Source organism: Methylomagnum ishizawai (assembly GCF_019670005.1).
GTDB lineage: Bacteria > Pseudomonadota > Gammaproteobacteria > Methylococcales > Methylococcaceae > Methylomagnum > Methylomagnum ishizawai.
This window is the reverse complement of record NZ_AP019783.1, coordinates 201020-214106: the sequence shown is the minus strand read 5'-3', so window position 1 is coordinate 214106 and position 13087 is coordinate 201020. Positions and strand designations below refer to the sequence as shown.

Sequence of the window (13087 nt, the reverse complement as noted above, 5' to 3'; positions counted from 1 at the left end):
CCTCCCGGAAATCGACGTGGAAATAGTGGAAAATAGTATGGAACCCCGAATCCAACCCGACAATCCATCCCGCCCAGCCCCTTGCGACCCGACCCGCCCCGGCGGTGAATAATCACCTTCCCCGAGGGCAGCAGTTCACTGAGCGGCACCGCTCCGACGAGTAAAGTCGGATTCCAGCGCGCTCCGCGCAACTTCCCGAGCCTTTCCCCGATTCGCCAAGAGAACAAGCCTATGAAACCGGACGCCCTTCCCCTCGAATCCGCGCCATCGGGCCGGATTCCCCCCACCCCAGCCCATAGCGTGAACATCGAAACCCCCGGCTACCACGGCTCCGCCTCGGTCAACCCGCCGCCGGGCTGGGCCGGCCCCGCGACTTGGGCCAACCCCGAAACCACCCGGCAATGGGTACTCGACAACGTGGTCCAAGTCATGGGCGCGGTGCTCGCCTCCGACCTGCGCGATCCCCTGGCCTTGGACGCTTTGCCCGATCTGCCCAGGGCGTTCGAGGAATTGGAATTCAAGTCGGCGCTCAATCCCGCACAGCCCATGCGCATCGTGGTCCGGGTGCAATCGCGCTACCAAGCCCTGTGCCGGGGCGTGTTCGTGGCCTATCAAAACACCGCCTTCATCGCGGCGGGCAAACTGCTATTAGGCCAGCAAAACCCGCAGTGACCCCAAGCCTCCGCCCCTTCCCCAGAACCCGCCCGCCACCAGGACAAGGACCGTCCATCCCCGCGTTTCGATCCACCATCCCCGTCCCGCCGATGTTCGGCCCGCGCCGCCCGCGTCCATCCCTATAATTAAGCGCCGAACCACAGCCACCCCGAGCGTGACACCGCATGACCCCTCCCTCCCGGACCGCCGTGCCAGGGAATCCAGTCCCCAGCCCCAGCTATGCCGAAGCCGCCCGCCTTTATTCCGCGGGACGCTGGACCGAAGCCGAGGCGATGGCGCTGGCCCTGCTCGCCGACAACCCCGAACATTGGGACGCCCGCCATCTCGCCGCCCTCGTCGCCGCCCAGACCGGGCGCGAAGCCGAAGCGGAAGCCGGATTCCGGGCGATCATCCAAGCCTTCCCGCAATTCGCCGAAGCCCAGAGCAACCTGGCCGGACTCTTGGTCAACCTGGGCCGGAACGCCGAGGCCGAAGCCCTCTACCGGCGAACCCTGGACCTCGACCCCGGCCATGCCAACGCCTGGATCAACCTGGGCAACCTGCTCCTGAAAACGGGCCGGGAGGCGGAAGCCGAAGCCAGCTTCCGGCTCGCCCTGGAGCGCAACCCCGGCTTGGCGGCGGCCCATCTGGGGCTGGGCGTGTTGATGCAACACCGCCATCGCCTGGACGAGGCCGAAACCCTGATCCGCCGCGCCTTGGATTTGCAGCCCGATTTCCCCGAGGCCCATCACAACCTGGGCCGCTTGCTGACCGAACTGGCCCGGCCCCAGGAAGCCGCAGCCGCCTACCGCCGGGTTTTGGAGCTCAAACCGGGCCACGCCGAGGCCCATAACGGCCTGGGCGTGTTGATGAAACAGATGGGCCGGTTCAAGGAAGCCGAGGCCGAATACCGCGAAGCCCGGCGGCTCGCCCCCCATAATCCGGCGGTGCTCTATAACCTGGCGAGCCTGCTGTCGGGACGGAACGATGCCTTCGTCGAAACGGTGGAATGCTTCGACGAACTCTTGCGCATCGCCCCGGATCACCGCTACGCCCAGGGCATGGCCGCGCATAGCCGGGCCAAGCTCTGCGATTGGACCGACCACGCCGCCATGATGGAACGCTTGGCGCGGGGCATCGCGGCGGGCCTGCCCTGCGCCACGCCGTTCTCGCTGATGAACGCCCTCGACGACCCCGAGGCCCAACGGCGCTGCGCCGCGCTGTACGCGCCACCGCCTTTCCCCGGTGCCGAACGCCCCCTGCCGCGCCACCGCCATCCGAAAATCCGCCTCGCCTACATTTCCCCGGATTTCCAGAACCATCCCGTCGCCCACCTCGTCGTCGATTTGATCGAAAGCCACGACCGCGCCCGTTTCGAGGTGGTCGGCGTGTCGCTGGGGCCGAAGGTCCAAGACGCCTTCCGGCAAAGGCTGGAACGGGGCTTCGATGTGTTCATCGACGGCCACGGCGTCTCCGACGCGGACCTGACCCGGCGTCTCCGGGACTTGGAAATCGATATCGCGGTGGATTTGGCCGGCCACACCCGCAACGCCCGGCCCGGTTTGTTCGCCCGCCGCGCCGCGCCGATCCAGGTCAACTACCTGGGTTATCCCGGCACCCTGGGCGTGGACTACATGGATTACCTCTTGGCCGACGCCTTCGTCGTCCCGGAGGCGGAGGAAAGTGGGTATGCCGAACGCATCGTCCGGCTCCCCGACACCTTCCAATGCGCCGCCTACCGCCAGCCCGCCGCGACGACCCCGACCCGCGCCGAACTCGGCCTGCCGGAAACCGGCTTCGTGTTCTGTAGTTTCAACAACACCTATAAAATCCACCCGCTGCAATTCGACCTATGGATGCGGGTGTTGCGGCGGGTCGAGGGCGGCGTCCTCTGGTTGCTCAAACCGCATCCCCAGGTCGAGGACAACCTCCGGCGCGAAGCCCAGGCCCGTGGCGTCGCCCCCGGACGGCTGGTGTTCGGCGGACGCCTGCCGCCGCCGGACTATCTGGCCCGTTACCGCCGCGCCGATCTGTTCCTGGACACGCTGCCCTATAACGCCGGCACCACCGCCAGCGACGCCCTGTGGATGGGCCTGCCGGTGCTGACCCAGGCCGGGCGCTCCTTCGCCGCCCGCATGGGCGGGAGCCTGTTGCGGGCGGCGGGCCTGCCCGAATTGATCGTCCACAACGCGGCGGACTACGAAGCCCTGGCCGTGCGCCTCGCCACCGAGCCGGACGCCCTGGCCGCGCTCAAGGCCAAGCTGGAACGGAACCTCCGGCACCAGCCCTTGTTCGACGTGCCGCGTTCCACCAGGACCCTCGAAGCCGCCTACACGGCGATGTGGGAAAACTGGCAGCGCGGGGCCGCGCCCGCCCATCTCGCCATCGAACTCCCACCCACATCCGACGAATCCCCCAAGCCCGACGAATCCACCATGGCCAAGCACAAGCCCAAACCCACCCAGGCCGCCCAGATTTATCAAGAAGCGGCCCGCCTCTACCACGCCAACCAATTGGAAGCGGCCCGGACCCGGCTCGAGCAATACCTCGCCCTGCGTCCCGACGACCCGGAAGCGCTCAATTTCCTGGCCGTGCTCGCCGCCCGCACCCAAGACTACGCGACGGCGGAACGGCTCCTGCTCAAGCTGGTCGCCGCCCAGCCCACGTACCGGGAAGCCCGCCGCAATCTCGCGGTCATCTACCGCGACATGGGCCGCATCGCCGATGCCGAAACCGCCTACCGCCAATTGCTGGAAATCGACCCCGGCGATGTCGGTCCCTACCTCTCGCTGGCCCAGCTACTCCGGCACAGGGGTCGCCAACCGGAGGCGCTGGACCTCTACCAACGCGCCCTGGCCTTGAACCCCACCCAGCCCGGACAGTTGAACACCATCGGCAACGCCCTGAGCGAAGGCGGACGCCTGGAAGCGGCGGAAGCCGCCTACCGCCAATCCCTGGCGCTCAAGCCCGACAACCCCGAGGCGCTCAACAACCTGGCCGTCACCCTCCGCAAAGCCTTGCGCCCGGACGAGGCCGAAGCCCTTTATCGCCAAGCCCTGGCATTCAAACCGGATTACCCGGAAGCCTGGAACAACCTGGGCAATTTGCTCAAGCAAGGGGGGAAACCGGCGGACGCCGAAGCCGCCTACCGGGAGGCGATCCGGCTCAAGCCGGACTATGCCGAGGCCCATAACGCCCTGGGCACCGTCCTCCGCGAAACCAAGCGCAGGGCGGAAGCCGAGGCCATGCAGCGCCGGGCCATCGCGCTCAAACCGGACGCCGCCACGTTCTACAACGAGCTCGGGAATTTGCTGAACGACGGCAACCGCTACGCCGAGGCCGAGGCCGCCTATCTCAAGGCTTTGGAATTGAAACCGGACTATGCCGAGGTTTATGGCAACCTGGGCGTGCTGTACAAGGTCAGCGTGCGGCTGGAAGAATCGGAAGCCGCCTTCCGCAAGGCGCTGGCGCTCAGGCCGGAATACCCGGACGCCTACAGCAACCTGGGCAACCTGCTCCGCTACATGGGACGCCAGCAAGAAGCCGAGGCCGCCTACCGCCAAGCCCTGGTCCTGGACCCCAACCGCGCCGATATCCACGACAACCTGGGTTCCCTGTATTTCGACAACCGGCTGTGGAACGAAGCCCTGGCCTGTTTCGAGCGCACCCTGGCCTTGAAGCCGGATTACCCGGATTCCGCCGGGATGGCGGTCCTCTGCCGCGACCTCGTCTGCGATTGGCGTGGCCAAGCCGAACTCCACCAGCGGCTCAGGCGGAGCGTGTACGCCGGCTACCGCGGCAGCCCGCCCTGGACCCTGCTCAATGTCGGCGGCGATCCGCTGGAACAACGCCTGGGCGCCGAAATCCATGTCCGCGACAAATACCCCGAACAACCCGCGCCGCAACTGCCGCGCCACCGCCACGACCGCATCCGCATCGCCTATATCTCGCCCGATTGGCGCGACCATCCCGTGGCCCACCTGACCGCCGACCTGCTGGAAGGGCACGACCGGACCCGCTTCGAGATCACCGCCGTCGCCCTGGGCCAACCGGCGGCGGACGCATGGCGGACGCGGGTGGAACGGGCGGCGGACCGCTTCATCGATGCCCATGGCTATTCCGACCCGGCGCTGGCCCAGTGGCTCCGCGACCTGGAAATCGATATCGCCGTCGATCTGGCCGGACACACCCGCAACGCCCGCACCGGCATCTTCGCCTGCCGCGCCGCGCCGATCCAAGTCAATTACCTCGGCCATCCCGGCACCCTGGGCGCGGGCTATATCGATTACCTCCTGGCCGACGACTTCGTGGTGCCGCCGGGCGACGAGGGCTTCTATGTCGAGCGGGTGGCGCGGCTGCCCGAATGCTTCCAAAGCGCCGCCCGGCGTCCGCTCGACACCCCCACGCCCTCCCGCGCCGAACTCGGCCTGCCCGAACACGGCTTCGTGTTCTGCTGTTTCAACAACACCTACAAAATCCATCCGCCGGTGTTCGATATCTGGATGCGCTTGTTGCGGCAGGTGCCGGACAGCGTGCTATGGCTTTACCAAGCCAATGCCGAAGTGGAAAGCAACCTGCGGCGCGAGGCCGGGGCGCGGGGCGTGGACCCGGCGCGGCTGGTGTTCGGGGGCCGGATGCCCAGGCCGGAATATCTGGCGCGGTTCCGGCAGGCCGATTTGTTCCTCGACACCCTGCCGTACAACGCCGGCACCACCGCCGCCGACGCGCTGTGGATGGGCTTGCCGGTGCTGACCCTGCCGGGCCGCGCCTTCGCCAGCCGCATGGCCGGTAGCCTGTTGCGGGCGGCGGGGCTGCCGGAACTCATCGCCGCCACCCCGGAAGCCTACGAAGCCCTGGCCCTGCGCCTCGCTACCCAGCCGGAGGCGCTGGCCGCGCTCAAAGCCAAGCTCGAACGCCACCGCGCCACGGAGCCCTTGTTCGATCTGGAGCGCTCGCGGCTGCACCTGGAAGCGGCCTATGTCCGCATGTGGGAAATCTGGCAGGCGGGTGGGGTGGCCGAATCCTTCGCCATCCCGCCCTTGCCGAGGGAAGTCCGGCCCGTTCGGAAGCTGCTGTATATCGGCGGCGATTCCCGGCCCGGCGCATTCCCCGCCCCGGACTGGGACGCCACCCGGTTGGACCACGCCGACCCGGCGGCGCTGGCCCAGGTGGCGACGGCCTCGCTCGACGCCATCGTCGCGCCGCACCAGCTACAGCGGCTGTATCCGCAAGAAGTGCCGACGGTGCTGGGGGAATTCCGCCGGATGCTGGCGGCGGGGGCTTATGTGTGGGTGGAGGTGCCGGATTTGGGGGCCATCGCGCACTGGATCGCCGGAGATAAATTGGAGGCGGAGATGCCCGCCGCCGCCGCGTCCCCGCTGGACCTGATCTATGGCGACCGCGCCGCCCCCCACCATACCGGCTTCACCGCCGGGACATTGGAGCGGGCGCTGCGGGCCGCCGGGTTCGCCGAAGTCGCCGTGGAACAGGCGGGGACATGGGGATTGCGGGCCATCGCCTGCGTGGAACGGCCCGACCCCGGACGGCTGGCGGCGCTACGATCCGGCTTGGGCATGGAGCCAGGCGGGACTTGACCGCCCCGCGCGCCCCGCGCCGGTGCCCACGAGGGCGGCTCCCGCTCAATACACATCCACCGGATCGATATCCATCGACCACTGCACCCGGCATCCGGCCAACAATTCCGGGATGGCATCCAACAGCGCCTCCACCGCGCCGTGCAATTCCCCGCGCCGGGGCGATTGCAACAGCAATTGGGCGCGGTGCCGTCCCGCCCGCCGGGCCAGGGGCGCGGGCACCGGCCCCAGCACCTGCAAGGACGGCGCTTGCATCCGTCCCGCGAATTCCGCCAACCCCGCCAGGAACCGCGCTGGCCTGTCCGCCTCGGCCGATTCCGCCCGCCATAGCGCCTGATAGCCGAACGGCGGCAATCCGGCAGCGGCCCGCTCCGCCGCGCAGACCTCGGCGAAACCGGCGTAGTCCTCGCGGATCAAACTGCACAGCAGGGGATGGCCGGGCTGGCGGGTTTGCAGCAGCACCGAACCCGGCCTATCTTCGCGCCCGGCCCGGCCCGCCACCTGCATGATCAATTGCGCCGTGCGCTCGCCCGCCCGGTAATCGGTGCTGTGCAGTCCCCCGTCCACATCGACGATGCCCACCAAAGTGACCTTGGGGAAATGATGGCCTTTGGCGAGCATCTGGGTGCCGACCAGGATATCGACCCGGCCCGCGTGGATATCGTCCAGCAGTTGATGCAAAGACCCCTTGCGCCGGGTGCTATCGCGGTCGATGCGGGCCACGCGGGCCTCGGGGAAACGCTCTTCCAGGGCGGCTTCGATGCGCTCGGTGCCCAGGCCCAAGGGCCGCAATTCGCTGTCGCCACATTGGGCGCAGGCGCGGACCAAGGCTTGTTCGTGGCCGCAATGATGGCAGCGCAAGCGGTCCTCCCCGAAGTGGATGACCAAGTTGGCGTCGCAGCAGCCGCATTGCGCGACCCAGCCGCAGGCATGGCAGATCAAGGTCGGCGCGAAACCGCGCCGGTTGACGAACAGCAAGACCTGTTCCCGCCTGCCCAGGGTTTGGCCGATCTCGGACAAAAGCTGGGAAGACAAGCCTTCCACCAGGCGCTGGCCGCGGATATCCAACAAGCGGAACAGCGGCGGGGCCGCGCCCCCGGCCCGCTCCGGTAGGTGCAAACGCTGGTAGCGCCCTTGCCGGACATTATGGAGACTCTCCAAGGAGGGCGTGGCGGAACCCAACACCACCGGGATTTTCAGCAGATGGGCACGCATCACCGCCACATCCCGCGCCGAGAAGCGGAAGCCGTCGTGCTGCTTGAACGAAGCGTCGTGTTCCTCGTCCAATACGATCAAACCCGGCGCGCGCATGGGCATGAACACGGCGGAGCGGGTGCCGAGCAGGATCGCGGCTTCGCCGCGCTGCATCGCCAACCAGGCCCGGCGGCGCTCGCCGGCGGCCAGCCCGGAATGATAGACCGCCAAGGGGTCCGGGAACCGGGCACGGAAGCGGGCTTCCAATTGCGGTGTCAGGCTGATTTCGGGCACCAGCACCATGACCTGTCCGCCCCGCGCCAACACTTCGCCCGCCAGCCGCAAATACACCTCGGTCTTGCCGCTGCCGGTGACGCCATCCAACAGGAAGGCCCGGAAGCCGCCCAGGGCTTCCAGCACCCGCGCCACGGCGGCGGCTTGGCCGGGATTGAGCGCCAAGGGCGGGGCGGGGGAATGGACGGTGCCGGTCCCGGCGGCGGCAACCTGGGCCGCTTGTTCCCGCCACAACGCCAAACCCTTGCCGACCAAGGCGGTGGCGGCGTGCTTGCCACCGTCCAGCCCGGCCAGGATCGCGGGCGGCAAACCAGCGGGATGCTCCCGCAGCAGGCGCAGCAATTCGGCTTGGCGGGGCGAGCGCTTGACCAAGGCTTCGGCCCCGGCACCGCCGGGACCCGCCGGGCAGAGGACGCGGACCGTTTCCGGCGCGGCGGATTGGCCCTCCCGCAGCAAGGGCGCGAAGGCCAGGGCCAGCGCTTCGCCGATGGGATAGTGGTAATAGCGGCTGGCCCAGGCCAACAGGGCGAGGTCGTCCGCCGAGAGCAGGGGTTCCGGGTCCAGCACGGCCAGGACGGGCTTGAGCCTGGCGGGATCGAGTTCGGAAGCATCGGCGATTTCCAGCAGCACGCCGATCCGCCGCCGGGGTCCGAACGGCACCTGGACCCTGACGCCGGGCCGCAAAGCAGCGGGGTCCACCCCGGCGGGCGGCAGGTAGTCGAACAGGCTCCGCAGCGGGGCCTGGACCGCGATCCTCAGCACCTTGGGCATGTCAAATCCAGGACATAAAAGCCGCCTAGCATAGGGCGGGAGCCTTTGGAACCCGGTCCGGGCCTGTTCGCAAAGCTGTGGATAACTTTGTGGATTATCGGCGCGGAACCGCTTCGACCCGATGGGATTTTTGGATGCGGAACGCCCCGCGGCGCTTCGCCCCCATAAAAATCCTCCTTTAAAAGCAAGCACCTATGCATAGATAAAAATCCGGGGCCGGGCCGGTTCCCGCAAAGTTTTCCCTCCCCGGCCAAATTGAATACACTGTGCATAAGTCTTTGCTTTAGCGATCTTTCGAAGTGAACCCTAACCACCCATCCCGAATGAAAACCCGCCAGCGCTCGACTATGGAGGAAACATGGAGATTTATCATCTACAGGTGTTGCGAACCGACGCCTCCGGCATGCCCCTGGAATGGATAGGCTACCAGGAGGCGGCGAAACTCTATCACCTGGGGCAGGTCGCCTATAGCTGCGGCACGCATCTCTACACCCTACACGGCGGCATCAACGCCAAGACCGGCAGGCGCAGCATCATCGAGGTCAACTCGATCATCGCCACCTACCATCAGCACGGCAGCGGCTACGGCGCCGACCCCAACTACGTCCCCCCGCTCAGCAATCCCGCCCTGTTCCGCCGCGACAACAACCTCTGCCTGTATTGCGGCCAGCATTTCGGCCAGGGCGATCTTTCCCGCGACCACATCACCCCCATCAGCCAAGGCGGCGCGGACATCTGGAACAATGTCGTCACCGCCTGCAAGCGCTGCAACAACCACAAGGCCGGCCGGACCCCCGAACAGGCCGGGATGCAGCTCCTGGCGATCCCCTTCGTGCCCACCCACGCCGAATACATCTACCTACAGGGTCGCCGGGTGCTGAGCGACCAGATGGAGTTCCTCAAGGCGCATTTCCCCCGCAAAAGCCCCCTGCACCAACGCCTGCGCTGACTCGGCGCCGGCCTGAACCTAAGGACTGGGTGGATGAGGGATCGACGGGAAGGTCGGTAGGGAAGGGGTTTGTCCGGCGGGTGCGCGACCGGCCCGGTGGGCCGCGCCGCGACGACGGGCGATGGGGGCCGCTCAGCCCTGGGCCTCTTCGGCGGTTGCCGCGGCCACCTCCATGGCGTCTTCGATATCCCCGGCTTCTTCGACCACGGCTTCCTCGGCGAAACGCTGCTCGGCCAATTCGGCCCGTACCTCGGCGACCAAGTCCTCCAGGGATTCGCTGGCTTCCGCCATCCATTCGCGGCCCTTCTCGAACAGGAGGATGCCGCCCTTCATCGCGCCACGGGTGACGGGCCGCAAGGCCGGCGTCAGCAGCAGCCCCGCGGCGGCCACGCCCAGGCCAATCGCCACGCCCTTGGTGATATCGCTTTTCAGTATGTCGGTGAGTTTTGCCATGATGCCTCCATGAACTCTTCGTGGAACCGCCCGCGCCCGGCATTCCATGGGAAATACCGTCCGGGCGGGGAACAACCGGAATCCGCGCCGCACGCTCCCGCCATGGAAAAACCGGACGGATGGCGGCGCGGATTCCAGGGAAAAAGGCGGAGAGTCGGGGGGTATTATGCCAGCCCCGCTGGGATGGGGGGGAAGTTTGCCCGGTGGCGGCCCGAAGGCCAAGCGCTAAGGTTTACCCGGCCAGTTTACAGCATCATGACAGCCGGGATTCAATCCCGGCCCTGGACGGCGCGGCCCTGCAAGAAATCGGCGAGGCGGAACAAACGCGCCCGCCCCGCCTCCGGGGACAGCCCGGCGGTCAGGGGCGCGGCCAAGGCGGCCAGTTCCAAGGCGCGTTCCGGGGTCAGGGTTGCGGCCCGGCGGCGGTATTCCAACAGCGCCCGCCGTTCCCCGGCCCCCAGGGGGAAGGGCGGCGGTTCCACGCCCTCCACCGGGGCCGGGCCGCCCGGATCGGGTTTTTTCATGCCCCGATACACCACCACCGTCCCGGCCAGGATATCGCCCAGGCGCTTGCCATCGCCATTCAGGCCCATGGCCACCAAGCCCACCGCATAGCCCACCGGGGCGGCGTCCACGAAACGCAGGGCGTTGCGCAGGAAAGCGGCGTCCCAACCGACCGGGGTGGCATCGTCGCGCAGCACGGCCAGCCCGCACAGGCGCTTGCCCGGCGTGGCCCCGGCATTGAAGACCTCGAACAACACCGGATACCCCCAAGCCAACCCGAAATAGACCAACAGCAGCAAGCCCATGCCCATCGAACCCAGCCGTCCCAGCAAGGTGGCCGCGGCCACGAACACGAGGAAGCGGATTACGGCATCGATGCAGAACGCCCGCGCCCGCGCCGCCGGTCCCGCCAGGCGCAGGACCAATTCGCAGCCTTCGGGGGTCGCGACCACGCGGACGGTATCGGGCGGCGGGGTGTCCATCGCTCACTCGGTGAAGATGTTGCGGTAGGCCACATAGGTCGAGGCGATCAACACCGGCCACAGCGCCAGCCAGCCCAGGCCCAGGGTCAGGACGGCCAGGACCGTTAAGATCGCGCCACCCAAGCCGTAGGCCAGGAACGGCATGAGGTTCCGCAGGCAGCCCTGGAAGCTGAGGACCAAGGCCCGCCCCGGCGGCACATCGTGCAAGATGGCCAGGGCCGGGGCGAACCAGAGCGCCATCATCACCGGCATCATCAGGGCCGATACCATCAGCAGGGCCAGCAACAAGCGGACCGGATCGGGCATCATCGCCACCGCTTCGCCATGGACCAGGATATTGAACCCCGTCGGCATCCCCAGGGCGGCGATGAACGAGCCGAACAGGATCGCGGCGCTGGCGGCGCTCCCGGCCAGTCCGATCAAGGCCAAGCCGAGGAAGCGGCGGAACAGGCCCGCGAACAGGTGTTCGACCCCGAGGCCGTCCCGCTCCAGGGTCAGCGCATGGCAGCCATACATCAGGCCGCCCGTGAACAGCGTATTGACCAGCCCCACCGCGAGGTTCGCCACCAGGCTCTGGCCCAGCAGGATCAAGCCGATGATGACCATCCACAGGATCACGATGCCGATCCAGGTGGCGGGCGCCCTCGCGAACAATTCCCAACCGCCGGCCAGCCAGCCCAACCCCCGCGTGAATTCGAGGGCGCGGGGCGTCTCCAGCAATTCGCCCAGCCCTTCGAGGCCGGGATCGTCCACCCTGGCCTGGGGCGCTTCGTAGGGATTCTGGGTCTCATCGGCCTCGGGGATGGGTTCTGGCGTACTCGGCGTACTCATGGTGGGCTCCGGGTTTGAACAAGATATGGCGAAACAGCGATATTACTCCTCATAGCAGACCGCCACGCTTCATCTCCCAATAGCGGTTGACCAGGGCCGTGGGCAATCCGGGCGGGGCCACCTCCAACACCTGGGCACCCTGGGCCTTCAACATCGCCCATTGCCGCCGCCGGGCGCGGCGGTAATCCACGGCGGCGGCATAGCCCAGGGCGGCGTCGAAATCCGCGATGGGCCGGGCCAAGGCCGCGTCCAGGGCGGTTTCCCGTAAATTGGCGACCAGGACCCCATGCCGCCTGCCCAATAGGCGCAAGGCCAGGACCAGGCTGGATTCGTCCTCGTCGCGCAGATTGGTGAGCAGGACGATCAGCGCCCGCCGTTCCAAGCGCCCGGCCAAGGACTGGGCCGCCATCAGGTAATCCGGGGTGCGCGGCGTGGGTTGCAGGTCGTAGGTGGCGTCCAGCAAGTGTTGGACGGTGTCCAGCGACTTGCGCGGGGCCAGGAACCGCGGCTGGGCATGGGCGAAGGTGGCGAGGCCCACCCCGTCGCCCTGGCGCAGGGCCACATAGGCCAGCAAGAGCAAGGCGTTCAGGGTATGGTCGAAATGGGACAGCGCATCGTCCCGCGCCCGCATGCGCTGGCCGCAATCCAACAGGAACATCAAACGCTGGTCGCGCTCGTCCTGGTATTCGCGGACGATGGGCTTGCGGTGCTTGGCCGTGGCTTTCCAATCGATGCTACGCAGGGCATCGTCGCGGCGGTACTCGCGCAATTGCTGGAAATCCGAACCCTCGCCACGCCGCCGCCGCCGCAATACGCCCAATTGCGACAGCCGGTTGTCGGTCGCCAGCAAGCTATATTCGGCGATCCGGGCGAAATCGGGATAGACCCGCACCGTCTGGGTTTCCCCGGTCCGGTGCCGGGTCAGCCACAAGCGCCAGGGCGACAACAGCCGCAACTCGACCGTATCGAAACGATGCTCGCCGCGCTCGGTGGGCGTGAGCCGGTAATGGACCTGGGTCCATTCTCCGCCACGCACCCGGAACGCCACGGGCCGGGCCGCGGCGGCGAATGCCACGGGCGGACGGTCGAACACCCAGCCCGCGCCGTCCCCGCCGGCCAGGCGTAAGCCGATGGTTTGCGCCACGCCCAAAGGCCAGACGGCCCGGACCTCGCGCCGCGCCGTCAAGGGATTGCCGCGGCGCAACGCCAAGCCGGCATCGGCCAAGGCCACGCCCAGCAGGACCGCCCCGCCCCATCCCCAAACCGGCAGCAGCCCAGGCCGCACCACCACCAGCACCGCGACGCCGAACCAACAGGCCAGGGCGACGAGCAAGGGCCGGTGCGGCAATAATCCCGCCATC

8 protein-coding genes are annotated in these 13087 nt (G+C 67.7%); 3 read left to right on the top strand and 5 right to left on the bottom strand.

Annotated features, from left to right (window positions below; genetic code table 11):
* The first annotated feature begins 231 nt into the window (after nt 1-231).
* Nucleotides 232-672, top strand: a complete 441-nt coding sequence (locus K5658_RS00905; protein WP_221065123.1) for a hypothetical protein — start codon at nt 232-234, stop codon at nt 670-672.
* Nucleotides 673-839: 167 nt separating this feature from the next.
* Nucleotides 840-6248, top strand: a complete 5409-nt coding sequence (locus K5658_RS00900) for an O-linked N-acetylglucosamine transferase family protein (RefSeq protein ID WP_221065122.1) — start codon at nt 840-842, stop codon at nt 6246-6248.
* A gap of 45 nt (nt 6249-6293) precedes the next feature.
* Here the strand turns inward: K5658_RS00900 and K5658_RS00895 are convergent, their stop codons facing one another.
* Nucleotides 6294-8507, bottom strand: coding sequence for a primosomal protein N' (locus tag K5658_RS00895; RefSeq protein WP_221065121.1), 2214 nt, complete (start codon nt 8505-8507; stop codon nt 6294-6296).
* A 358-nt stretch (nt 8508-8865) separates the two neighbouring features.
* On the opposite strand from K5658_RS00895, the gene K5658_RS00890 reads away from it, so the two are divergent.
* Nucleotides 8866-9456: an HNH endonuclease gene (locus tag K5658_RS00890; protein WP_221065120.1), complete on the top strand. Its 591-nt coding sequence runs from the start codon at nt 8866-8868 to the stop codon at nt 9454-9456.
* Between the two features lie 132 nt (nt 9457-9588).
* Here the strand turns inward: K5658_RS00890 and K5658_RS00885 are convergent, their stop codons facing one another.
* The 4 genes from K5658_RS00885 to K5658_RS00870 form a co-directional block, all read right to left on the bottom strand.
* Nucleotides 9589-9909, bottom strand: a complete 321-nt coding sequence (locus tag K5658_RS00885; RefSeq protein WP_221065119.1) for a DUF5132 domain-containing protein — start codon at nt 9907-9909, stop codon at nt 9589-9591.
* Nucleotides 9910-10178: 269 nt separating this feature from the next.
* Nucleotides 10179-10895 carry an RDD family protein gene (locus tag K5658_RS00880; RefSeq protein ID WP_221065118.1) on the bottom strand — a complete coding sequence of 239 codons (717 nt, stop codon included), beginning with the start codon at nt 10893-10895 and terminating at the stop codon, nt 10179-10181.
* A 3-nt stretch (nt 10896-10898) separates the two neighbouring features.
* The gene (locus tag K5658_RS00875; protein WP_221065117.1) at nt 10899-11726 is read right to left on the bottom strand and encodes a BPSS1780 family membrane protein; all 828 of its coding nucleotides are present in this window, start codon (nt 11724-11726) and stop codon (nt 10899-10901) included.
* 49 nt (nt 11727-11775) lie between these two features.
* Nucleotides 11776-13086, bottom strand: a complete 1311-nt coding sequence (locus tag K5658_RS00870) for a DUF58 domain-containing protein (RefSeq protein WP_221065116.1) — start codon at nt 13084-13086, stop codon at nt 11776-11778.
* Between the last annotated feature and the right edge of the window lies 1 nt (nt 13087).